Below are 24,536 nucleotides of genomic sequence, written 5' to 3'. Positions count from 1 at the left end.
CCTACAGCTCGAAGTCCACCAGATCGCCAGCCTCCTCGGGCACCGGCCGGGGCTCCGCCTCGGCGGACGTGCTCTCCGGCACCGCCAGGGCATCGACCCGTCCGAGCGCCGCCCGCCAATCGTGCTGCGGATCGTCCTCGAGCACGTGGAGCAGGCCGACGAAGCGGACCACCGCGTCGCGCGGCGAGCGAAAATAGTCCTCGCCCAGTCTTCGCTGCGAGTGCTCGAGAAAGAGCTGCAGCCCCTCGTCGGGGAGCAAATAGCTCGATGGCTCGCCGCGCGCAAAGACGTCGCGGATCCGCGCGAGGAGGACGTAGAGATCCTCCGGCGTAAGGGTCTTCAGGCGAAGGACGGGGCCCGAGAGATCGACCCCGTCCGCCGCAAACTCATTGTGCTGCAAGCGCGTCGCCAGCGCTTCGTAGCTGCAGAGCCCCCGGCGCTTATCGGCGAAGGCCTCGTCGGTGCCGCCGAACAGGATCGCGAGCCCCTCGACATGGCCCTGCAAACAGTCGTTCAGGATGCGCAGGATGGCCTCGTAGTTCGATGCCCTCGCCTGTTTGCTCGCCAGGCGATGCGAGAGCACGACCAGCTCGTCGATGCATACGAGCAGCCCTTTGTAGCCTGCGATGCGCGCAAACTTGGCGAACAGCTTCAGGTAATCATAAAAGTCGCGGTCCTCGATGATGGTCCGAACGCCGAGGTCGCGCTTGGCCTCCGTCTTGGTGTCGTACTCCGCCCGAAGCCAGCGGATGATGGCCCGCTGCGTCTCTTCGTCGCCCGTCCGCTGCGCCGTGTAATAGCGATACAGGAGCTGGTGCAGCTCGAACCCGCTCACGAGCTCCTCGAGCGGGCGCAAACGCTCGACGATGGCCCGATCCATGGCGTCGCCTTCTTCTCCGACCTCCTGCACGACCATCGAGAGCCATCGCTCGATCACATCGCCGAGCGCCCCACCATCGGGCCGCGTCTTGGAGGCGAGGTTGCGCATCAACTCCGCGAAGAGCGCCCGCGCCTGCCCTCCCGTGCCGTGAAGGCGCCGATCGGTGGTGATATCCGCGCGGGCCACGAGGAAGCCCTTTTCAATCGCCACCACGCTGGCCAGATTGAGAAAGAAGCTCTTGCCCGCGCCAAATCGCCCGATCACGAATCGCACACCGGCGCCTCCCTCTTCGGCGTGCTTCAAGTCGTCCAAAATGGCCGCGACCTCCGCCTTGCGACCGACTTGAATGTGCTGGAGCCCCACGCGCGGCACGACCCCGGCGCGCAAGGCTCGGAGGATGGCTTGTCGGTCTCGGTCTTTGATGCGAACGGGTGCTCGCGTTTGCATGCTCATGGCGCAACCTTCGTAAGCTCGATGTTGACGTGCCAATCACCTCGGTCCTCGATGAGGAAGTCGCCCAAGGTCTCATCGGACCATGCGTTGATGCTCTCCAAAACGGCGCCAGGCATGAAATGGTGCCGCGCGGCGAGGTTCCGAACTTCGTCGCGGGGCCAATGTGTTTTCGTCAAGAGCGCCTCCAAGGTCGTGTGGTAACGGACGTCGAGCCCGGCGGCCAAAGCCGCGATGGGCGCCGAGGCTCGCTCTGGCGTGGGCGTGGGCGCGTGCTCGGGCGTCGGCGCGTGCTCGGGTGATTTGGAATCGCGCGCCTCGCTCACCGGCGCCGGCGACTCGTCCTCGTCGCCGTCGAAGACGTGGGCCAGCATGGCGCTGACGTCGTGGGTGTCGGCCAGGATGGCTTGAATCGCCTTCGGATCGAGTCGCACCTCGTTGGCGGCGGGCGCGGGCAGGTCGCGCTCCATCTTGGCCCCCGTCTGCGCCAGCGCCGCCTCGAGCTCCTCCGGCAAAAGGCCCATGGCCCGATACAACGCGCGCAAGGCTTCGTGCTCCGTTTTGGCGATCGTCCCGTCGGCGGCCGCGATGAGCACCAAGACGCGGGCCACCTTGGAGAGCTCGTTCGCCGCGAGCTTCGAACGCAGCTTCTTCGCAACGGCGATGGCGCGCGCCGGTTGGCGGAGGAGCAGGTGCTTCATGGCATCGAGCCGCACGCGCATGGGAGGATCGAGCTCGAACATATCGCTCAAGACCCGATGCAGGGCCGAGTGCTCGTCCTCCGTCACGACGCCGTCGGCCATGGCGATGGTCACGGCGAGCGACATCATGGCCAACATCGCCTCGTGCTTTCGAGGATCTGGCCGGCCGACATCCGAGGAGCGCCACACCACGACCTCCTCGTTCCACCGCATGGCCTTGGTGCGAGCCCGCCCGTCCGGCTCGAGGGCATACCCCACCTCGGCGGCGCGCTCGCCGATCTTGCGCATTTGAACCGCGGTCACCTTCTCGGCCTCGGAGGCGCCGAGGAGCTTGGCGAGCGCGCCCGCCTCGAGGACATGGTACGTCGACAGCCGCGGCGCGGCCGAGACGACCATGTCCCACGCGTCCTGATCGGGGTGATCGCATCGGGCGCGCAGCTCGGGTGGCAAGGCGGCCCAAGCCTCCGCCGTCAGCGCGCGTTTGCCACTCTCCTTTCGCCGGTTCGTTCTCCGCAGATCGTCGATGCACTGATTCCAAATGGCGACGGCCGGCTTGAACTGCGCGGGCCGGCCGAGCACATTGGGGAGCGCGAGGCGGAGCGCGTCCGGAGTTTGCGCCTCGCGCAGGAGCGTGCTGCTCGCGGGGCGATAGTCGATCGTCAGCGGCCGCTTCGCGGCCTCGAGCACGAGACCGTCGCCAAACGCGTCGCGGTAGCGAAGCGCAAAGAGCTCCGAGAGCTCCGCCGCGGCGTGGGTCACGAGCGTGCTGCGTTTGGCCTCCTCCATGCCCTGCACCACCAGGGCCGCGTGGCGCGCCGGGAGGGGAAGGCCGCGTCGCTGGTACCATGCGGCGAGGCCCACGAGGGCCGTGGGCGTGTTCGCGGCCATGGGGGCGAGCCATCGTTCGACGTCGCCCTCCGGCGCGGTGGGAGCGCGCTCGATCTGCCGCAGCGCCTCGAACGCCAGGAGCTCCGATGCGTACGATCGAAAGGACGGGTGCGCGCCATGAATGGAGAGCAGGCGCGAGACCTCTCGCCGCACCAGCTCGTGGTCGGCGTCGTCGAGCAGAATGCGCCGCTCGAGGCCGTAAAAGAAGATGAACGGATATCCAATCGCGATGGCCGGATCGCTGCGGCCTGCCGCCATCCAATCCAGGTACCGCGCCCGCTGATCGGGATCGATTTCGCTGTAGCGTGGCCAGTACGGGAGGCCGAGCGCGCGATCCGCGTCTCCAACGGGCGCGTCGGTCACGATCGCGCTCGCGTCGATCCCTTGGTGCCGCTCGCGGCAGACGTAGGTGAGCGGGTGCGCGATCGCGCGACCGGCGACGGCGATGGGTTCGTTCGGTCCGATGAATCGTTGCGGCAGAATCCGCGGCCGCGGAGGGGGTGGCGTCCGTTCCACGGGGGGCGGCGGGCGCGGAGCGGGCGCCGGTGCCACATGATGAGCCGGTCTCGCGTGGTACGCCGGCACGGGCGCCGGCACCGCGTGGTGAGCCGGCACGGGCGCGGGCACCGCGTGGCGGGATACCCACCAACGCGAGAGCTCGGCCAGGGCGGCAGCGGCGCCGTGGGCGGCATGTCGATTGGATGTCTGGAGGATCAAACGATGCCCATGCCGCGGAAATCCGATCTCGAGCTCACCGTATTCCATGACGGGCAGCCGGGCATTGCCCTTGAAACGCAAATCGGGCCCGCCATCGTTGCGAACGAACCTCCATGTGGTATCGACTTGTCGCGCGTCCCGGGGAACACCGTATCCATGTTCGACGAACCGCGTATCGGCGGCTCGAACCGCGAGCTCTTCATAGGGGAAGAACCCGACCCAGGCGCCTTCCCAAACCACCAACGCGTCGGGCAAAAAGAGGATATGCCGGCCGCCCGTCCACACCGACCAAGCCTCCGCCTGGAGCGCGAACTCCCGCGGCGATTGCGCGCGACACGACGTTTGCACCCGGCGAACGAGCGTTCCAGCCCCCGCATTTCGCCGGAGATCCAAGGTCGTCACCGCATGGTAGACGTGCCAGAGCGCATGGGTGGATGCCAGCCACCGCCCGGCGGCGCTGCAAAGCCCCGCCCGTCGCGCCACCTCGACATCGTTCGAATCGTACGCAAACGACACCGTGCGCCGCCGCTTCGACCAGCGGTACACGGGCACGCCGCAGCCCAATGCGGCAAAGAACGCCATGGCACCGAAAACCCCATGAACGCGCAAAGCCAGCAAAACGAAGACGAGCGCAACGACCGCATACGTCTTGAACAGGTCCTTGCGGCGAAGGTGACGCGCGATCTCGCGGCCGACCCACTCACTGGAAATGGGACACCATTGCCGAAGCCCCTCGTCGAAGCGCTCGTAATGAAACCCCGCGCCGAGCGACCGCACACGAATGCAGGCCGAGGCGCTCGCCAGCGCGCTCGGTGCGGAGAGCTTCCAGCCGTCGTGCGGGGAATTCATGCCTCGGCCTCCACCAATGGCGCCTCGGCCATCGACCGGGCATGCTCACGGATGTTTTGCGAGATCCACGCGTGGGCTCGCCCCGGATCCGATGCCAGCGAGCGCTCGAGGGCCTGCGTCTCCCGAAACTCTCGGCACGCGGCGGTCATGGTCCACGTGCAGTGAATCCCAAGCCGCTCGATCTCGCGGCGAACGTCGGCCAGCGCGACCCGGAAAAACTCTTTTCGCGCGTTCACCTTGTTGACTTGATATTGCACGAACACCCGGTGGAGCGCGTTTTCGAGCGCGGGCGCATCGTCACTTCGAATCATCGCGTGCACATCGAACTCGAAGGGCACGCTCGCGTCGCCGAGCTCACGAACGCGATCCATCGGCTCGAGCCGGCGCGTCATACCAATCTTGAAGACATGCTGGCCGAACGATCCCTCGTTCGAGATGATGTACACGTGACCCGACTTGGTCTGCTGCGCCATGGATAGCGCGCGCTGGTTCTTCTCCTCCGCGGTGCGGAGCTTCTCCGACAGCTCGCGCAGCCGCTGCTCGTAGAGGGCTTTCTGTTCGACCCCCGCCTTTGCCACCTCCAGGCGCGCCTTCTCCATCGCCTTCCGTAGAACGTCTTCCTCCTTCTGCGCGTCCTTCAAGGCACGCTCGTAGTCGCGCTGGGCTTTCTCCTCTTCGCGCATCTTTTCCCGGATCGCCCGCTGCTCCTCCCGCTCGCGCGCCTTGAGCTCCACCACCGCGACGGCCCATTTCAGCTCCTCCAGACGCGCCTCCAGGTAGCCACCCGCGATCCGCGCATTCCGAAACGCCGTGCCATGATGGTTCACCAAGGTATACGCATCGAGGATCTTCTGCCGAAGCGTGCCGAAATCCCCATCCCCGACATCCGCAAGAACGCTGTCGACCTTCCCATTGAAGGCGTCCAGCACGAAGGCCACGGCGGTCGCGCGCCGGTTGGTCTCCACATAGTCGCACTCGGCGGCTTGCCCGCGCTTGACCATGGCTTTCGTTCGCTCCCTGGCCTCCTTCAGCTTCTTTCCCGCCTCGGCAAAGCCATATTGCCCCGCGAGCTCGTCGAGTAAGCCGCTGCTGGGCAAGACATAACGCTCGCCGTATCCGTCGATGACGTTCTGCATGGCGCGCACCGTCTGCTCCAGCCCCTTGGCCTTCTGTACGGCCGCCATCGCCTCCCCCGCAATCTCGTGCGCCTTCCCATTCGCCTCCGAAATGATGCGGTTCGACTCGAGGTGAGCCTGCTGCGTCATGGCCAAGGCGGACGCCTCGGCCTCCTTCGTCATGCCCGCGACCGTGGTGCGGGCCTGCGCCACATACACGTCGACGTCGATGATCGCTTGATACTTGCTCAGCTCCTGCACCCGATGGGCGAGCCCATTCTTTTGCCAAGCCTCGTGCGCCGCCCGCGCCTCCGCGGTACGAAGCTCTCGATTCGTTCGGTGGAGCACCCACGCGAGCACCGCGATCACCAGCAACGCGAGTACGAACAAACTTACCCATACGATGGTCATAGGCACCGTTTCCATTTGCGTCTGCACGAACGAAATACGAAAAACGACGATGTACGAAGATCGAAGAACGCGACCCGAAGGGCAAGCCGGAATAAACCACGCTTCACCGCTTTCGCCAACGCGCGGCACAACGCCTTTTTCAAGGCGTTACGACGGGTCTCGGTTGTTCATCCAACACATGCGAATCGGCATTCGGCGAGGCGGAACGATGAGCGCGCGAACATCTCGCGGCTTTTCTTGTCGCGACGTCGCGACGCTTGTTTTGCTTATTGTCGATTTGCCATCACCGATTCACCATCTTCCCATTGCGGCATCGCGTCATCCCGTCATCGCTCGCAGGGGTGTCGAGGCCCGTTGTCCGTAACCTACGGCACGCCCGGAGCCGCGCACCTTTGGGGACCGAGTACGCCATACGGAACCAAGCAAGGTGCGTGAAGGCGGGCGATCGCGAGGCGGCGCGCGACGGAAGGGCGTCGACCGCGCGCTGGACGTGTTTCCGCTCGGTTTCGCCGAATGACACCGGTAGACATTCTCCCACCGACCCTGCGCCGATCCGCGCGCGACGCGTATACAACCCTCGCGGGGTTGTGTAGAAATTCGCCGGGTACCCGCGCTACCCGCGCGATTCGCAAATGCCATTCTCCGAGCATGGAGGGGACCCATGAGTCTGAGCAGACGTGCTCTATTCACCAGCGCAGCCGGCGCCGCCGTCGCGGCAGGGACACTCGTAACCACCACCACGAAGACGGCGACGGCGACGGCGAGCGCGCTCGGAAGCAGCGACCTACGAACGTTGCGAGCGGCCGCCGACTACGCGATTTCCAAGTTGCGCGCCGTCGCCCCGAACGTTTCGGGGTTCCCATTGATCACCAAGTTCGAAAAGTGGGCTTATACGCAAAACGGGGACTGGATCGGCGGCTTCTGGCCCGGAACGTTGTGGCTCGCATGGCTCTACAGCGGGGATGCGCAGTTCAAAACCCTCGCCCAGACGTGGGCCGACAAGCTCGCACCAAGGCGCACGGACACGGGGACCCACGATCTGGGGTTCCTCTTTTACCCTTCGTGGGTCACCGCCTGGCGGCTCACGGGTGAGGACAAATGGCGCGCGGGCGCCCTTCAAGCGGCCGCCTCGCTGATTCAAAGGTACAACGCCAAGGGGCGATTCATCCGCGCTTGGGGCTCCCTCACCGATGCGAACAACGCGGGCCGCGTCATCATCGACACGATGATGAACCTCGATCTCCTGGCGTTTGCCACCGAGCAAACGAACGACCCCATTTATCTGGACATCGCCACCGAGCACGCAAAGACCGCCCAACGCGTATTCCTCCGCCCCGATGGCTCGACCCCGCACGTCTACGATTTCAACCCCACGACGGGGGCACCCATCGGGCCGAACACCGTACAAGGCTACAGCCCGACGTCGTGCTGGTCGCGGGGTCAAGCGTGGGGCATCTACGGATTCACCACCATGTACCGCCGCACCGGCGATCCGCAATTCCTCGTCACGGCCATCAAGCTCGCCGATTTCGCCCTCGCCGCGTTGACCCCGGACAACGTCCCCGTGTGGGACTACCTGGCCCCGCAAGCCCCCAACGACATCAAGGACGCTTCGGCCGGCGTGGTCATGGCATGCGGCCTGCTCGACGTATCGAACGTGTCGCAACGCCCCGCATACCGCGCGGCGGCCATTCGCATCCTCACGGCCATCGCGCAAACCTGTTTGACCACCCAATCGACTCGGGCCGAGGCCATCGTCGCACGGTGCACCCGCAACCGCCCGGCCGAAGATGGCATCGAGGTCTCCGTGCCATATGGCGATTACTATCTGCTCGAGGGAATTCTGCGCATCCTCAAGCCGGCGGAGCTCGCGCACGCCATCGGCCTTTAGCGACGAGCGCCGCAAACGCGACGAAACGCGGCGAGCGCGGCGTCTTCGAACGGGCTTGGCGGCGCCTCATCGATCGATCGTTGCTTGGGCAGCGATGAGGATGGCGCCGCCATAGGCCGACCGGGGTGCGTTCGATGGGGATCGCTTCGCAGCCGCCAAACGTCATGTCAAATCCCCCAACGGTCATGGGATGGCAGCCGGCGGCTCGCGGACCCTTGTACCCGTTCGAACATCGAACGCGTCAATCGCCGGCTCGTGCAGCCGCGTGAGCTCGATTCGCATGGAAGGCGCGCTTCCGCGTGCGGAACGACGAGTTCCGTATTCGCGTCGCGTGGCGCTGACGATTTTCACGTCGGTCCCATGGATACGCGCATTTCGCGATGCATCGTTGCGGCGCGGGCGTTGCTCTGCGGGGCGGGAACTGGAAACGTCCGCTGCAAAAGGACAACGAGGAGAGAGCCATGCGGAACCGCTGGATCCGGGTACTGGGCGCATTGACATTGCCGTTCGCCGTGGCGTGCGTCGCTGTCTCCTGCAGCAGCAGCAAACCGTCGGAAGGATCGAGCGTGCGCGAGCCGGTCGTCATCGAGGCGGGGGAAGAGACGCGCGCGTCGATTGGTGTTTACGTTTGGGGTGTCGGCCTCGACCCGAACGGCGGCGCGACCGTGATTCGAGGTTACAATGGCTCGAACGAGCCGATTGTCGAGGTCCGGCAAGAGAACCTCGATACGAACGAGAGCGAGAGCACTGTGGCCATGTCGGTCGCGGGCCTGGGCGCCCATGCCAGCATGCTCTCCCGCGTGGGCTCGGGGCCCGATCCCACGCGCGGCGCGAGCTATCTGTATTTGCGAATGCTCGACAATACCTTCGACCGCGATCCGAAGGCGCGGCAAATTGCCGATTCGCTCGGCAGGGATGCAAAAGCGCACCCACCCCACCCCGCCGGAACGACCCGACCCGCGAGCGCCGCGCAACCCCTTCACACGAGCGATCTCGTGGGCCGCGCCGATGGATCGTTGGTGGGCCCCATCGATGGATCGCTGGTCGATCCCATCGATGGATCGCTGACCACGGGGACGTGCACCGGCCTGACCACCGGCTGCGAGCAGAACCTGTTGCCGCTCACCGCCGATGCCATCGACGGCCTCGTCCAGTGCTCGAAGTTGCTCAAGGACGGCGCCGTCCAGCTCCTCTGCGGACAGGGCGACGCCGGCAACGCCGGAGGCGAATGCGCCCCATTGACGGGCCCCGCCATCTCCTCCGAGGCCGAGGCATGCGCAAAGGCCGCGCAAAAAATGGGCACGAGCATCGACAACAAGGAGAAGGCCTGCCAGGGGCAATGCGGTACGGCCCCGAGCAAGCAGGGGGGCGGCGCGGACTCGGGCACGGGGACCGGCACCGGCGGTGGCTCGGGTCCGGGCGGTGGCTCGGGCCCCGGCGGCAGCTCGGACGCGGGTGCCGGAGGGAGCACCACCTTTACGTGCGGTCCCGATGTGACGAGCCAAGTCCGAAAAGCCGTGGCCTCGGCGCGACGCGATTTTGGAAACTGGGACGCCGCGACCCGCGGATCGCGCTGCAGCGCCCTGGTGACATTCCCTGCCGGCTACAGCGCCTGGGATATCGACCTCCTCTACAACCGGGCCAATGGCTGGATCCTCGGCTACCGGCCCGCGTGCGCCACCATGGGCGCGAAGCCGCCATGCGGCGAGACCGTCCAGGTCGGGTCGAGCTGCTATTACACCGGCACACCGAACTACGTCATTTACGGGGTCATGATGAGACTTTGTTATGATCATTACCAAGTGACGGGCGAGACGAGGGAGCGGGATCGATTCACCAAAGAGGCGATGGTGGGTTGGATCGACAACTACAAATACTGGTGGAACGTCCTGCGATTCCAGCCCCCGGCCGCGAACATCGATCCGGCGCGGCAATGGGCGGTCACCGGCTACGATGGATGGCCGCTGGGCGGCTCGCCGCCCTCGGGAGACCGCAACAACTGCGATCCGAGCTGCGCCACGGCGTACCGTGGGCCCGACTTCCAATATCGTTGGAACAACTGAGCAGCCGAGACGGCCGCGGGGCGTGGAGCCGATGTTTCAGACCGCGACGTTCGCGACGCTATCGCGTCACCACGACGTTGGGGCGTGGATGGTGCAGCACGTGATTGCATCATTTGGCGCACGCGCGATCCGCCATGGACGAGGACCGGATCGAAAGCACGCCGTTCACCAGTTGGTACGGGTTGCAAGTGGCACGCTCGCGCCATTGGTCGAGCGATCCCGGGTCCACGGGGAGCGGCCACACGCGCGCTTCGTCATCGCTCGCGGTCAGCACGAACGCGCCGTCCGGACTGAACGAGGCGGCGTTGATGCGGCCTCGATGCTCGAGCGGCGGGGTGAGGGGCTTGCCCGTCATGGTGTCCCAGACGCGCGCGACGTTGTCGCCGCGCGCGGCGCGGGTTCGGGTGCCGCTCGCCGTCACCACACGCGCGCCGTCTGGGCTGAACGATGCAGCGTTCACGTCGTCTTGATGCTCGAGCGGCGGCGTGAGCGCCGCGCCCGTGTTCGCGTCCCAGACGCGCGCGGTGTGGTCGCTGCTCCCGGTCACCACCCTTTCACCGTCCGCGCTGAACGACGCCGTCGTGACCCAACTTTGATGATCGAGCGGCGGCGTGAGCGCTCTTCCCGTCTTCGCGTCCCAGATGCGCGCCGTCTTGTCCCCGCTCGCGGTCACCACGCGCGCGCCATCGGCGCTGAACGATGCGGCGCTCACCCCGCCGCGATGTTCGAGCTGCGGGGTGACCTGCTCACCCGTTCGTGCGTCCCAGATGCGCGCGCTCTGGTCCGCGCTCGCCGTCACCACGCGCGTTCCGTCCGCGCGGAACGCCGCGGTGTTCACCTCGCCGCGGTGCTCGAGCGGCGGGGTGACCGGCTCGCCCGTCTTCGCGTCCCAGATGCGCGCCGTCTTGTCCCGGCTCGCCGTCACGATGCGCGTACCGTCCGCGCTGAACGACGCAGCATTCACCTCGCCGCGGTGCTCGAGCGGCGGGGTGACCGGCTCGCCCGTCTTCGCGTCCCAGATGCGCGCCGTCTTGTCCCGGCTCGCCGTCACGATGCGCGTACCGTCCGCGCTGAACGATGCGGCGTTGACATTTCCTCGGTGCTTCAGCGGCGGGGTGAGCGCCGCGCCCGTCTTTGCGTCCCACACGCGCGCCGTATTGTCGTTGCTCGCCGTCACCACGCGCGCACCGTCCGCGCTGAACGATGCGGCGTTTACCTTCCTTTGAAATGCAATGGGCTTATCCGGTCGTAGGTCCCATATCCGAGCGATCTTGTCCCCGCTCGCCGTCACCACGCGCGCACCGTCCGCGCTGAACGAAGCCGCGTGCACCACGCCTCGATGTTCGAGCGAAGGCGTGAGGGGCTGGCCCGTCTTTGCATCCCATACGCGCGCGGTCTTGTCCCCGCTCGCCGTCACCACGCGGGCGCCGTCCGCGCTGAACGACGCGGCGTACACGACGTCGTGGTGCTCGAGCGGCGCCGTGAGCGGTTTGCCCGTCTTCGCGTCCCATACGCGGGCGGTCTTGTCCCCGCTCGCCGTCACCACGCTCGCACCATCCGGACTGAACGCCGCGCCGATCACGGCGGCCTGATGCTCGAGCGGCGGCGAGAGCGGCTCGCCCGTCTTCGCGTCCCAGATGCGCGCCGTTCGGTCGCTGCTCGCGGTGACCACGCTCGTGCCATCGGGGCTAAACGATGCGGCGTACGCCCTGCCTTCCTGATGCTCGAACACGCGGAGCTGCTTGCCGGTCGCCGCGTCCCAGACGCGGGTCGCGTCCCAAATGCGCACGCTATCGTTGTCGCTGGCCGTCACCACGCGTGTGCCGTCCGGGCTGAAGGATGCATGGCTCACCGGATCCCGATGCTCGAGCGGCGCCGTGAGCGGCTTGCCCGTGCTCGCGTCCCAAATGCGCGCCGTGAAATCCTCGCTCGCGGTCACCACGCGCGCGCCATCGGGGCTAAACGATGCGGCGCGCACGGAGCCTCGGTGCTCGAGCGGCGCCGTGAGCGGTTTGCCCGTCATGGAGTCCCACACACGGGCCGTGCCGTCGCCGCTCGCGGTCACCACGCGGCCCCCGTCGGGGCTGAACGACACGGCAAGGACGGCGTCTTTGTGTTTGAGCGGCGGGCCGAGCGGCTGACCGGTCTTCGCGTCCCATAGACGAGCGGTCTTGTCCGCGCTCGCGGTCACCAGGCGGGCGCCGTCCGGGCTCATCGCGATATCGAAGACCGCCTCCGAGTGCCCGGCGAGCGAAACGCTCGACACGAGCCCCGCGCTGGCAAAGAGCATTTTCAAGGAGCTGCTCTCGATTCCCTGATCGCGGGCCGCCACGAGGAACGGCACCGCTTGCTGCGGTCGGCCTTCGAGCACGAGCTGCCGTCCCTGCTCCATGTACGTCATGCCCAGAAATCGCCGCGCCTCGGTTCGCTGCTCCTCGGCGATCCTCTTCTGCCGGCTCGCCTCCTGCTCGCGGTTCCGGCTGAACAACGCCAGGACCGAGACCACCATGGCAAATACGGCGAGGGCCGCAAACGCGATATACCTTCGACGCCGCCGTTGACCATCTTGTTCGTGGAGCGCACGGCGGCTGATCGCGAGATAGGCCGTCAGATCCGGACCATATCCAACGTCGCGCGCGGCATCACTCGTTATCCATGCCTCGGCCTCGGCGAGCTGGATGGCGTCGAGCAGCCCCACCGCGCGGCGATGGTGTCGGACCCATTCTTCCACGTCCGCCTCGAGCGTTCTTCGCCGCTGCTCGTCGATGCGCCGCGAGGTGATCCATCCGCCGAACGCGGGCCATGTGGTGATGAGCGCCTCGTGCGCCATATCGACCACCTCGATGAGGATATCCCCTTCGCGCTTGGTGTCGCGCGTGAGCAATTTTCCATCGGTCAGCTTTTCCAGGGTCGCGGCAAAGCGGGCTTCGTCGTCCGCGGTGCTCTTCAGCGCGTCGAGCGGCTGCTGCCGGCGGGTGGGCGAGCGTCCCTCGCCAAAGGTCACCAGCCGAAGAAAAATGCGGCGCGCGATGGATCGCTGCTCGTCAGTGAGCCCGTGCAGCACGGCGTCGGCGGTGTGTTCGAGCGCCACCGCCAAACCGCTTTTGGTGCCGTCGCCCATGGCGAGGTAATCGTCGAGGCGGAGCGTGCTTCGCGTCCGCGCGCGCCAAAGGGTTTGCAACGTCACTTGAAGGAGCGGCAAGGCGCCGGGCTCGGAGGCGGCGTCGGCGACCAACCTTTCGCGCAGGCTTCGCTCGATCGAGACCCCCGCCGCCCGCGCCGGTGCTTCGATGGCCTCGGCCAGGCGCCCGTCGCGCAACGGGGGCAAATCGAGATGAAACGACCGGCCATCGAGGAGCGGCCAAAGCGCGCTATCGAGTAGCTCGCCATAGAAATCGGCGCGAAGGGTCATGACGAGCACGCAACGCTCATCCCTTTGGAGCTCGCCGTACATATCGACGAATCGCTGCCGCTCCGCGCGATCCTCGCACAACGCAAAGAGCTCCTCGAGCTGATCGATCACCACGAGAACACGGTCTTTGCCCGACGTGGCCAGGAGCGACTGCACTCCGGTGCGCGTGGCGGCACCACCCATCGCGAGGAGCAGACGATCGCCCGGGCGCGGCCCCGGCCGCAGGCTGCGCACGGTGAAGCCCGCAGGCGGCTCCTGCAAACGCGGCACGAGGCCGGCGTTCACGAACGACGATTTCCCCGAGCCGGAGGGGCCGACCACGAGGATCTGCCGCTCGCCGCGCTGGATGCGTTGGAGGACCAGGCCGATCTCGGCGCCGCGACCGAAGAATCGCCTTTGCGACGCATCGGCCGCATCGAACGGGCGCAAGCCGGGATAGGGGCAATCGATCACCGGCAACGCAATTCGAAGCTCCGTCAATGGAATCGCGTACAGGGTCCCTTCCTCCGAGCGCCCGGACTGCGCGTCGATCTGGGCCGCGCAAAGGATTCCAACCACGCGATCGTCGACGATGACGGGGGCGCCCGAGTAGCCGTGGACCGAGCCCCCCTGCCCCGCCGCGGCCTCCCGGGAGAACAATTGAATCGTGCTTATCCGCTCGCCGCCAAAGCTCAACAGGGCATCGAGGGAGGCGACCGTTCCCGCGGTGGCTTTACCGTCTTGGGGGCTGCTCGCAGGAAAGCCGTAGGTGCACCACTCGCCACGGTCATCCAATTCGGTGAGCGCACCCAACGACAGCCGACCTGCACCTACCAAGTCGCCGTTGACTTTGATGCACGCCCAATCGAGCCGCTCATTGAATTCGATATGTTCCACATTGGATACGCATGAAGGAAAGCGAAGCGACTCTCCATCGCGCACGGCTGCAGTCAGCAACACATCTTGGCCATGAAGAGTCAGCCGCCCGCCCTCGATTCGGCCCACGACATGCAATGCCGTGAGCACGCGATCGTCGTCGATGAGAAACCCCGTTCCGAAGGACGTCCCCGTCTCGATCCGAATCACATCGGTGCGACCCGCCATGCCACCTCCGCGTCTGATAGACTCGCGCCATGGACGCGCCGAGAAGATACCTCGAAGAGCTTCGAGGTGAGCTTGGTTTCTATCCCATGTGGATGCCCGCCGATCGCATCGAGGTGGGCTCGTTCGGCAGATTGGTGCGCGGGGTGTTTCGCAAAGAAGGCTCTCTGTCCGAGTTGGGTATCGACTTCGTCGCCAAGGCGCACGAATCCAAAAACTCATTCAAGAAACACCGCGGCATGACCTTCGAGGCCCGCGCAAACGCAAACGCGCAGGCCAGCCTCGTCGATGGCGCGCTCGGTGTAACCGTCACCGCCGACTCGGCATACGCCTGGGCCTTTGGCGCCGTTGGGGCGCGTCGGGTGGAGCTTTCGGACATCCTCCAGGTCAAGACCGCGGTGCTCGCGATCCGGCGCGCGGGGCTCTGGAACGATGCATGGCTTCTCGTTTCGGAGGTCTATTGCGTCGATATCCTCAATGTCGTGATTGCCAAGTCCCGGGACGCGGGGGGCGAGATTCGGGCGAAAACGACCATCCCTCATGCGGGCGATGTGCTCCTCGCCCAGGACGTCTCATGTCATTTCGACGCGGCAGACGTATTCACCGTGGAGAACGCAAAGGACACGACCCCCTTGTACGGTGTGCACCAGGTGCGTGGCGTGTTCCGCCGCGGCATCGAGCCGGTGCGCGGCGGGAGGTCCTCGCCGGCCGAACCGAGCCTCGAACGAACGATGGATGCATCGATGTTCGCGGAGGCCGCCGGCTAACACTTAACCCCAGTGTTCGCCTGAGTTGATCTTGTACGTTGCGGTCGAAAACAAAGTTTGATCTCTTGGCCGGATGGCGTAGGCATACAACATCGAGCTGCGAGAGCGCGCCGTTCGGGCTTACTAAGCCGGCGAGGGCAGTTTCGCGGAAATAGGGGTTCGCTTTGCCGTAGGTGAGGCAAGTGTAAAACAGTGGGTGTGGTTAAAACGAAAGAAGGGAAACGTCTCTCCGTCTCCGAAGGGGGGTGGCACATCTTCCGAGATTGGTGCTCTCGAGGTCGCGGCTATCCTGGGGCGTCTGGGGGACCCCACAGCAGGAGAAATGACCGCCGAATTCAATCGGGGCCGAACCGTGAGTGCTCGTGTTCACGTGTCGAGCATGAAACGAGCACTCCATCGATACGGCTATGTTGTAAAAAAAAAGCACCCGGCGGCCGCTGGAGAGTCTTCGCCCCGACGTCCTAGCAAGACGGGGGGTCTTCAAGAAAGAAGTTCGTCGGATCCATCCTGACCGTCTCGTTTTTCTTGATGAGTCCTGGCTGAGCGTGACGATGAGTCGGAGTCACGTTTGGTGAGGATTTATCGACCGGATTCCAATGAATCGTGAAAAAAACCTGACGCTACTTGGCGCTATCCGGCGCAGCGGCTGGATTGTGCTGAATACCCTGTGGCAGACCGCGAACGGCAATCGTTTCGTCGACTGGTTGACGAAACGACTCCTTCCGAAGCTTCGTCGGGGCGACGTTCTCGTCATGGATAACCTCCCGGCACATCACGACAGGCGCGTCGCGCCGGTTTGCGCCGCTCGTGGCGTCCGCGTCATCTATCAGCCTCCGCACTCGCCGGCTTTCAACCCAATCGAGCCAGCATGGGCCTTGCAGAAGCAATACGTCAGAAAGCATGCACCGCGATCTCACGAAGCCCTTCGCTGTACGGCACCGCGCGCCAGGTATCGAATAACTGCGCGTCATTGCCGAAATTGGTTCGCTCATGCTGGATATGGAGTCAACTCAGGAGATCCCTGGGGTTAAGTCGACGACGTCAGCGACTCCCTCGACTCCGCCGGCCGAGCGACCGATACTGCACGCATGCACTTCCGGCACTTCGCGCTTCTTGCCGTCATGCTCACGCATTGCCGCGAACGCGAACACGCAACGCCATCCACATCGCCGCCGGCGACGACGACCACGCCGAAGACGAGCGACGCCTCTCCCATGAACACGACCGCGGCCTCCCCCGCAGTCCAGCCCGACGCATCGCCCCCAATCCGAACCGCAGCACCCTTCTCTCTGCCCCGCCCCCCGTGGGGCGGTACGGAGAACACGTCGGAGGCGCGCCCTATCTACGTGAAGCGCTTCTTCTTCGATTGCACGCACCCCACGGCCGTGTCGTCGTGGCACTCGGCGCAGAAGCCGCAATGGGAAGTCTCGGCCTACCGCTGTTTGGACGAAATCCCTGCCCGCACCCTTCCCCCCTGGCAGAGCGACGGATTTTTCGTCTTCGGCAATCGCCGCGACCTCGTCATCGAGGTGTACGGCCACGACGACGGGGGGCCAAGCCCCGCGCAGTGGCGCGGGTACGTCGACAAGGCCATCGCGACGATTCCTGCTCCCGCGCCGAAGTCCCTGGGAGCGGTCCCCACCAAACGAGTCGACCAAAAGAAGGCGAAGATCTGGGCCGCGAAGCTCCGGAAATTGGTCGGCGAAGCCCTGATTATGAACTGCCTGCCCAACGCGCTCGCGGAACAGGAGCACACCGCGCTCGCGACCGAGATGGATCGGCTGGCCCCAGCCGATCAGGGCCCCTTCGAAACCACACTTCTCGAGGTCAGCGCGTGCCGCGCCTGCAGCACGCGGGAGAGTCGATGCCCGAGTGCCCTCGAGGCCATCGAGAGCACGGACGCCTGGATCGACACGTACGCCAAGTAGCCTCCGTCACGAAACCCGCGCTGCCGTCAGTTGACCAGTACATTGCCCGTCGCAGGGCACGTTCCGGGATTACTGATGTACCAACTGCGGGGTGCACTCGAAGGAGACGTCGCCGAGCAACCGTCCGGTGGTCTCGGTGGCCCGTACCACTCGTTCCCGTATACACTGATTGGGACCGATGCCGAGGATGCAGCGCGCATGTCATAGAACCCCTCGCCCGCGATGTGGAAGATATTCTCGCCCCGATTCGCGCTCGTCCCGAAGTCGAGCAGGGACGCACCGTAAAGCCAGAGGTGAGCCTCCGACGTACGGAATGTCGAGCGCCGAATCTGGATCTCCCATCCTCCCGTGGCTTCCAAACTGTGCTTGTTGTTGTCGAATTGCGTGTTCTCGACGATGAGCTTTGCAGAGCCTCGCATCTCGTCAATCGAAATTCCACCCAAACGATTATCGTGAATCCTGGCTCCTCTCACCGTAACGACCGTCGGGGTGGGTGACAAACCATCCTTCGCCGTCAACCCCGACGCGCCATTGTGATCGAGCTCCGTGCCGGTCATGGAAATCGAGCCGCTTCCGGACGAGCGAATACCGTGGCCACCATTTCCCCATATACGTCCATTGACGAATGCCGCCGGGCCGCCCGTTTCTACCCCACTGGATACATTCGAGTGCAGGTCAATGGAATCGAGTGTCGCAGACGTCCCGTTCACGATCACGGCGCCAATGCTTCCATGGTTGTGCACGGTGACGCCGTGGAGCGCCGCGTTGCCGACTCGGATAACAACGCCAACACAGAACTGTTCGATGGAGAGCGACTCGAGCCGCGTGTTTTCAGCGAGCACAAGTCCAATTCGAGCATCGGCGCCGGTGCTGCACCCAATTTTTCCGGGGCCGACCAACTTGGTCGAAGGCCCCTCGCCCTTGAGCGTAATACCCGCCGGTATATTCGGGTCCACGAGGATGGTGCCGCCGCTGGCCGGCGTGACGAAGTTGTCGCCGTTTGCTCGGTCGTACGTGCCGGCGCGAAGGAAAACGGTATCGCCGCCGGCGGCCATGGACACCGCCTTCGCCATACTGCGGACCGGACTCTCGTCGGTTCCCGCGGGCACGCCCCCATCCACGGGGGTGTCGGTTCCCGTGAGGCCCGCCGTGATCGGCGTGATCGTCACCCCCTGCGGGTAGGATCGTGAGCCCGATGCGGTGGTCAGCTGGACCACCTGCAAGCCAAGGGGAGCGCCATGTGGAACATCCACGGCAAAGCTGGCATCGGTGGGCGTACGATCGAGAATCGTTCCCGGTAGCTTGCCGACCGTGACGGCGGTGATGCTATCGAGCAACGTACCTTTCAAACGGACAACGACCTTCCCATACCCCTGGCGGACCTTGCCAGCCGCGCTCCCATCGACGGTGACAGCCGTAAGTCTCGGGAGAGCACTCGGCAGCCCAATGGGATCGGGCCCCCCATCCCCCTGCGCCGGGTCGAAAGCATCCCGGTTGACATCAAAGTTCGGACACCCCGACGCGAGCACGAGCGCCAGCGTAGGCCCCATCTTCCACCAACCGAAATGTGACGCCTCTGTACGTTGCATCGACCCCATCGCGGAAACGACGTCGTCGCCCATCCGCGCCTTTGACGAACCTCGTTGATTTTCTCCGTCGCTCGCACCCGCGCGGCCCTCGTCCGCAAACCGGCGCGACGCCACAGCACCGTCAAAACGCACCTTGCAGACCGACCGTGCGACTGCCGATGTCGATGCGTGGCACCACGTAGCCCCCGCGCGTCCTCGGCTTCGCCTTCGGCCAGAGGAGCCAAACGGCTGCTCCTCCCAGGATCAGCGCGCCGCCGGCGGCATAAAAGCCCACCGACACGCGCGCATGGGTTTGCTGCGCGTCGAGCGTATCGGAAAGCTGCGTGCAAGTTTCGCTCGTCGACGACTCCGTCGGTTGCGCACAAGCGGAGCGTGACCACAGCACCTGACCGCGCAGGCGGCCCGCCTCGCGCGCGTCGCCTTGACTCGCCAGCGCAAAGCCGATTCCCCCCGCCGTGGCGAGCAGCCCCGCTCCGAGCATCGCGATGGTGACCGAGTTCCGCCCCGTCCAAAAACCTTCGCGTTCGAGGGGCGCTGCGGTCGGAATGGTCACGCGAGGTGCCGGAGGAGGCTCCGGCACGAGCACGACCTGGTGCACCAGAATGTGACCTTCGGCCATGTGGCGTACTTCTCGATACGGTTTGAAACCGGGAGCGGTGGCGGCCACCACGTAGTCGCCAGGGTCAACCTCGACTTGATATCCGTCCATCAGCCGGGTCAGCCGCTCGGATTGCACCGGTATCTCCGTGCCATCGGGTGACTCCGTCCGCACCTGCACCTCGAGCCCCGGTCGCTTCTGTACCACCACGTGAATCGCGGGGATGCGGGATCGGAGTGCTTTCAGCGTGGATTCGACGACGGCCAGAACCGCCCCGTTCCCCTCCGCACGCGCCATTTCTCGCGCCCGTTCGTAGTCGCCGGCCGCGTCGCGAAGTCGGCCGAGATGGTCTTTGCATCGTGCGATATGGCTGAGGATCCCCGCCGTCTTCTTGATCGCGGCAGCGCGTTCGAGCTTCTCCAGCGCGGCTTCCCACCTCTGCGCGGTTTCGTCGGCCTGCGCCTCCGTGAACAGCGTTTTGGCGGTTTGAAGCTCGGTTTTGGACGGGGCCGATTGTGCAAATGACACGGACGGTGCCAGAACGAGGATTCCGGTGACGATCAACCGCGCTCGAACGGCGGTGGTGCGACCTCTTGTCCTGCGATGGTGTCCCAAAGCTAACTCCATGACTTTCACGCCTGAACGACGCCTATCGAAGAAACGATCCGTTGGCTGGACTGTAAATGCTCGGGCCACTCACAAACATCACCGATCCGGGTGGATAGAGGCCCAATGAGAAGAAGCCATGCGTGTGCATTCCGTTGGAATCTTCCTTGAAGATGCTGTGCGCTTTCTGCGAGACGACAAATGGCAGGCGAATTTCCGTTCCGGCAAAGCCCGACACCTGGATCCCATCATACTTCCCGGTCGCGTGTTCTTTCTCGGGGTTCGCATCCTTGAGTTTTTCGATCCGCGGCCGGTTGCCTGGCTGAAACAAGACCTCGTCGAAAATAAGAAAGTTGTCGAGATCGACTTCGATTTTCTGTGGCCTCCAGTAGTAGAACAGAATGCGAACTGTGCTCGTGTCCGGAAAGGGAGTGTCATAGGCCCGAACCACGAGCGTTCCTTGCTTCCCCGGAAAGAGCCCCACGGCGGCGTTGTCGGCGCGGTTGTTGAAACGATTGATGACCGTTCCGTCGTTCATCACGAAACGGGCGTCGTATTTCGGGTCATCGTCCCGTGCTCGGGTCGGCCTGCCCGACGGAAAGGCGGTTCGATCGTAGTGGATGACGGTTTTGTCCGAAGGGGTTTGCAACCCGCCCGTGACCCATTGCTGCAAGGAGTCGGCTCGGGCGCCCAAGAGCTGGACGGCCCCCCAATCCTGCCGGTGTGCCATATTGACCCTCGCCCATGCGTCGAGAAGCGGCATCGCCGGGTTTGCCCTGAGGGTCGCAGCGAAATTTCGCATCAAGGTGGCGCCCACCGCATCGCCCGAATATTTTCCCGAGAATCCGAAGATGCCGTGCACGGGCTGCTTTTTCTGCAGGACGGGAAGCCACTCCTCCGACCACGCGTAGGAGCAGTTGGAACACGACGGGACCAAGAGGTACTTGAGCCTACCCGTGCAGGGTGCGCCGACGTGGGTGGCCAACACCTTCTGAAGCTCGATGCGAGCATCTTCCCCGGAAGCTTTACCGAAGACTTCTCCGGCACCACCATGCCCGCTCACCGCCACGAGGTCGGCTTGATGTTGCGTGTTGTCGAAGGTCAGCTCACCCAGCTCCACCCCGGGGTTCAGGATCCACTTTCCGAGGAACGAGGCGCTCTTCGACGTGGGGCGTGCGATGAGGCCCTCCTCCTCCGGTGCCGCAGGATGGGAGACCCAGCGAATATCGAGATCCGAGATGCTCGGCGAGACGCGGATCTTCGGATTCGTCTTGCTGGGTGGAACGTCGAGAAAAACGTTCCGCCATCCGAGCTCCGCCGACGAGAAAGCGCGATCGAACGCAATGCCGTCGCGAACGTCTTCGTACTCGAGCCAGGCGAAGCGGAGGGAGCGATGAACGGCGCGCGACGTGGGAATGGTCATCGTCATTCTTGACACCTACGTGGCCGAGCCCTTGGTGTTGCGCGCGCCGCGGCCGGGCTTTGGGCGGGGTGCCCAATCGCGGGCGTGCCACGGGCGCTCGTCGTCGTCGTGGGCGGCGCGAAGGCGTTCGACGGTGTCCGGCCCCGCTTTGCCGGTGACGGGGAGCTGGTGATCCGCTTCGAACTCCTGAATGGCCATCGCGAGGGCGTCCGCGCTCGGAGGACTGGCGGGCGGAGGGCGCGTCGACACGTAGCCAAGGTTGACGAGGCGCTGCCACTGCCCCATGGGCGAGCTCTCCGGGGGAACGCGCAAGTACGCGAACGACTCGCGCGGCCCATGGGGTGTCTCCACCGTGGCACGTACGGATTTGTGGGTGGACTCGAAGACGACCGCGCCTTGTCCGTCCGTCGTGACATCCTTCGTCGAGCCGTCGTCGAACGTGAGGCGGACCGGGGTCCCCACCGCTTGGCCGAAGAGAGCATCGTCCAGAACGACCCGGACCATCTCGGGCGGTATCTTCTTTTTGCGCTTCTCGTCGAGGCTTTCGGGATCCGTCACCTCCATCTTGTCCGCAAGGTGCACGCGAGTCCCGCTGCCGTTGAGATCGACCTCCTGGGCGAACATCACCGCCTTCTTGTCTTCCAGTCGGAGCATCGCTTCGGCGCCCTTGGCGTGGACCGCCTTCGCGGCGAGCAGCGAGATCATGTCCTTTGTGAGGTGGATCTCGGTCCCCTGCGTGCGAAGCACGATCTCGTCGGCTTCGAGGATCATCTTCTTCGCGCTGCGAACGTACGTGCCGTCGATCACGTGCATGGCGCTCTCCCCGGGGTTCTCCTCGGTGCCGACGGTCACCACGTGCTGCCCCGCGACCGTCAGGACGTCGTCGACGCCAATCACGGTCGAGCGGTACCCATCGACCACGATTTGGCTCGAGCCTCCGACCGTTCGCCGATGCCCATCCGCGACCGTTTCCACGAGCTCGCCGCCCACGTCGAGCTGCGCCGAGCCACCGATAGACGTGGTCTGGGTGTCCCCCACGCTGTCGATCCGGTACGTCGCCACCACATGCCGCTCGGCGCCGCCCACGCTGATTCCCAGATCGTGGTCCACCTGCACGTTCGAATGGCCTTTGACGTGCTGGGTCGCGTCGCCCTCGACCAGCATGTATGAATCGCGACGGATCCGCATGTCGAAATCGCGGTTGCTACGGATGTGCACCAGCTCCCCTCCCCGGCGCGCATCGATCGAAATCTCGTTGCGGCCGCCATCGTCCGGAATCGTCCTGGAGACGATCCCGACTTTTTGGTGCGACAGGAAATCGCGAAACGGCAGCCGGTTTTCCTCGTTGTAGAAGCAGCCCTTCACGAAGGGACGCTCGCCGTGCCCTTCGATGAAGCCCACACGCACCCGCATGCCTTCGCGGGGGAGAAATTGAGTCCCATAGCCATCCCCCGCCCAGTGCTGGTCGACCGGCACCCAAACGGCTTGGTCGTGCTCTTCGCCGTAGGCGAGCTCCCCCTTGAACCTTCCCTCGTCATCGGCCACGTCCCAATCGAATCGGACGTGCACGTACCCGGATCGATTGGTGTCGAGGCGCGATGTCTGGCGCTTGCCCGTGGCCGCCACGACCCGCGCGAGCTCGTCGCCGAGCTTGGGGCGCGCCGCTCGAGCCGCCAGCGGGAGGGTGGCCGAAGGGATGCAGCGAAACTCGTTCTGGTAGACGCGCTGCTCAACCGATGCCGGATCGATCACGCCTTTGCTGACGATGTCCACGACGATGTATTCGCGATCGAGCGCGTCGTTGGGGTGTCCGGTAAGCTTGAAACGGTAGCCCGCACCGAAGCGGCGGCAATCGCTTTGCCCTCGTCCCTCGATGCTGTCGACCCGGGCCCGCGCAAGCTCGATGTCCAGTCGTCGCTGCTTGTTCGCATAAGCGCGCAAATTCGGATCGATCTGAAACATCTGCTGCATCAGCATCGCGGGCGGAATGCTCGTCGAATCGATGTCGAGGTCGAAGCTCGCGCCACCTTTGAGCGAAGGGCCCTTGGGACCGATGGCCAGGCCCACTTTCACATCGAGCGTGTGCTTGATGGAGTCCTTCTTGGCCACACCCGCCCAGTTGCTGCGAGCTCCCGCGTCGCGCTCGATCGCGCGCATCTTCTTCGGGCGAATCGACTTTTTCAGGCCGAAGGCGAAGATGCGTTCCTGGTCGGTGCCCGCCCCACCCTCGTCGTCGTAGGAGATTTCGTCACCCTCGTTCTCGATCAAATCGCCCGCGGCTTCACCGAAGGCATTGCCGCCCAGCTCCGTTGCCAAGCTCGTGATCCCCGTCTTGAGCGCGGAGCCGAGGAGCTCATTGGCGACCGCCATGTTTTGGACGGCGGGCAAGTCGCGCGGCTCATCGCAGAACGTCAGCACGGTGAGCATCTTGGTGGCGGCTCCGACTTCCGCGACGGCGTTCGCCACGGGACCGCCGATCATCCCAGCTACGGATCCAAGCGCGCCCGCAACGGCACCGGCGCCCGGGAGTACGGTATCCAGCAAACCGGAAGCATGGTCGAAGCAGAAAACGATTCCGGCATCCGATAGAACCCGTCGAAAGAATTCGTAGTCGGTCTCGTCGCGCTGGTACACGAACGGCAACTTTGGATAATCGTCGTCGCGGATGTGCCACTTGCATTCCTTGGCCGAGATCTTGATCTCCGCCAAGACCTTCTCGACGATCTCCTTCGGGGTCTTTTGCTGGAAGTAGCGGATGGTGCGTCGCTGCGTGAGCAGCCACAGTTTCGGTGCAACCGTAACTTCATAGCGGCGGCGTGGACCGCCCCGTTCCCCTGGCGCCGCGCCGAGGGCCTCGAGCGTAGTCACGATGCCCTGGATGACACGGGGCTCGTCGTTGCCCGTCGACTTGATGGTCAGGCATGCCGATTCGCCCTCGAGCGCGTACAAGCCTGCCAAGGGGAGCTGGCTGGTGAACGTGACAGAAAACGCGTAGAGATCGTTGATGGCTTCGCGGCCTTCGAAGGATAAGACCCGCAGCTGGCCGTTTGCGTAAGGACCGATGGCGAGCTCGAAGGGGTCGTCGTTGCCGTCTCCCCCTGTCAACCCGGCGAGATCTTCGAGCACATCGAGAGGATTCAACGGCATGTCCATGATGCGTCCCCCGCG

General features: G+C 64.9%; 12 protein-coding genes. 4 read left to right on the top strand and 8 right to left on the bottom strand.

Going from position 1 to position 24,536, the window contains the following annotated elements:
• Position 1 precedes the first annotated feature (1 nt).
• The 3 genes from LZC94_10570 to LZC94_10560 are packed head-to-tail and all read right to left on the bottom strand — an operon-like array spanning position 2 to position 6,011.
• Positions 2-1,333, bottom strand: coding sequence for an ATP-binding protein (locus LZC94_10570; protein ID WXB17693.1), 1,332 nt, complete (start codon positions 1,331-1,333; stop codon positions 2-4).
• Positions 1,330-4,485, bottom strand: coding sequence for a TerB N-terminal domain-containing protein (locus tag LZC94_10565; protein WXB17692.1), 3,156 nt, complete (start codon positions 4,483-4,485; stop codon positions 1,330-1,332). Before LZC94_10565 ends, LZC94_10570 begins: the two co-directional genes overlap by 4 nt.
• The gene (locus tag LZC94_10560) at positions 4,482-6,011 is read right to left on the bottom strand and encodes a DUF4041 domain-containing protein (protein WXB17691.1); all 1,530 of its coding nucleotides are present in this window, start codon (positions 6,009-6,011) and stop codon (positions 4,482-4,484) included. The genes LZC94_10565 and LZC94_10560 overlap by 4 nt, the downstream gene beginning before the upstream one ends.
• A 661-nt stretch (positions 6,012-6,672) precedes the next feature.
• Between LZC94_10560 and LZC94_10555 the strand changes: the two genes are divergently transcribed.
• Positions 6,673-7,902 carry a glycoside hydrolase family 88 protein gene (locus LZC94_10555; GenBank protein ID WXB17690.1) on the top strand — a complete coding sequence of 410 codons (1,230 nt, stop codon included), beginning with the start codon at positions 6,673-6,675 and terminating at the stop codon, positions 7,900-7,902.
• 461 nt (positions 7,903-8,363) lie between these two features.
• Positions 8,364-9,965 (top strand): hypothetical protein, encoded by a 1,602-nt coding sequence (locus LZC94_10550; GenBank protein ID WXB17689.1) that lies wholly within the window; start codon positions 8,364-8,366, stop codon positions 9,963-9,965.
• A 109-nt stretch (positions 9,966-10,074) separates the two neighbouring features.
• Here LZC94_10550 and LZC94_10545 read toward each other — a convergent pair whose 3' ends face one another.
• The gene (locus tag LZC94_10545; GenBank protein ID WXB17688.1) at positions 10,075-14,460 is read right to left on the bottom strand and encodes a hypothetical protein; all 4,386 of its coding nucleotides are present in this window, start codon (positions 14,458-14,460) and stop codon (positions 10,075-10,077) included.
• A 29-nt stretch (positions 14,461-14,489) separates the two neighbouring features.
• Between LZC94_10545 and LZC94_10540 the strand changes: the two genes are divergently transcribed.
• Together LZC94_10540 and LZC94_10535 are read left to right on the top strand one after the other, a co-directional pair.
• Complete coding sequence (locus LZC94_10540) at positions 14,490-15,224, top strand: hypothetical protein (GenBank protein ID WXB17687.1); 735 nt, start codon at positions 14,490-14,492, stop codon at positions 15,222-15,224.
• Between the two features lie 1,214 nt (positions 15,225-16,438).
• Positions 16,439-17,152, top strand: a complete 714-nt coding sequence (locus LZC94_10535) for a hypothetical protein (GenBank protein WXB17686.1) — start codon at positions 16,439-16,441, stop codon at positions 17,150-17,152.
• 26 nt (positions 17,153-17,178) lie between these two features.
• Here the strand turns inward: LZC94_10535 and LZC94_10530 are convergent, their stop codons facing one another.
• The 4 genes from LZC94_10530 to LZC94_10515 form a co-directional block, all read right to left on the bottom strand.
• Positions 17,179-18,774, bottom strand: a complete 1,596-nt coding sequence (locus tag LZC94_10530) for a right-handed parallel beta-helix repeat-containing protein (protein ID WXB17685.1) — start codon at positions 18,772-18,774, stop codon at positions 17,179-17,181.
• An 88-nt stretch (positions 18,775-18,862) separates the two neighbouring features.
• Positions 18,863-19,867: a tetratricopeptide repeat protein gene (locus tag LZC94_10525; GenBank protein WXB17684.1), complete on the bottom strand. Its 1,005-nt coding sequence runs from the start codon at positions 19,865-19,867 to the stop codon at positions 18,863-18,865.
• A gap of 121 nt (positions 19,868-19,988) precedes the next feature.
• Positions 19,989-21,065, bottom strand: coding sequence for a hypothetical protein (locus tag LZC94_10520; GenBank protein ID WXB17683.1), 1,077 nt, complete (start codon positions 21,063-21,065; stop codon positions 19,989-19,991).
• Between the two features lie 318 nt (positions 21,066-21,383).
• Positions 21,384-24,521 (bottom strand): phage baseplate assembly protein V, encoded by a 3,138-nt coding sequence (locus LZC94_10515; GenBank protein ID WXB17682.1) that lies wholly within the window; start codon positions 24,519-24,521, stop codon positions 21,384-21,386.
• Positions 24,522-24,536: the final 15 nt, after the last annotated feature.

Source organism: Sorangiineae bacterium MSr11954 (assembly GCA_037157815.1).
Taxonomy (GTDB): domain Bacteria; phylum Myxococcota_A; class Polyangia; order Polyangiales; family Polyangiaceae; genus Pendulispora; species Pendulispora albinea.
Note: the sequence above shows the minus strand (reverse complement) of the source record. Positions and strands in the feature narration are given on the sequence as shown.

Coding starts and splice junctions, on each gene's coding strand:
- LZC94_10570 (WXB17693.1), bottom strand. CDS start 1,333: ATGAGCATGCAAACGCGAGCACCCGTTCGCATCAAAGACCGAGACCGA.
- LZC94_10565 (WXB17692.1), bottom strand. CDS start 4,485: ATGAATTCCCCGCACGACGGCTGGAAGCTCTCCGCACCGAGCGCGCTG.
- LZC94_10560 (WXB17691.1), bottom strand. CDS start 6,011: ATGACCATCGTATGGGTAAGTTTGTTCGTACTCGCGTTGCTGGTGATC.
- LZC94_10555 (WXB17690.1), top strand. CDS start 6,673: ATGAGTCTGAGCAGACGTGCTCTATTCACCAGCGCAGCCGGCGCCGCC.
- LZC94_10550 (WXB17689.1), top strand. CDS start 8,364: ATGCGGAACCGCTGGATCCGGGTACTGGGCGCATTGACATTGCCGTTC.
- LZC94_10545 (WXB17688.1), bottom strand. CDS start 14,460: ATGGCGGGTCGCACCGATGTGATTCGGATCGAGACGGGGACGTCCTTC.
- LZC94_10540 (WXB17687.1), top strand. CDS start 14,490: ATGGACGCGCCGAGAAGATACCTCGAAGAGCTTCGAGGTGAGCTTGGT.
- LZC94_10535 (WXB17686.1), top strand. CDS start 16,439: ATGAACACGACCGCGGCCTCCCCCGCAGTCCAGCCCGACGCATCGCCC.
- LZC94_10530 (WXB17685.1), bottom strand. CDS start 18,774: ATGGGCGACGACGTCGTTTCCGCGATGGGGTCGATGCAACGTACAGAG.
- LZC94_10515 (WXB17682.1), bottom strand. CDS start 24,521: ATGGACATGCCGTTGAATCCTCTCGATGTGCTCGAAGATCTCGCCGGG.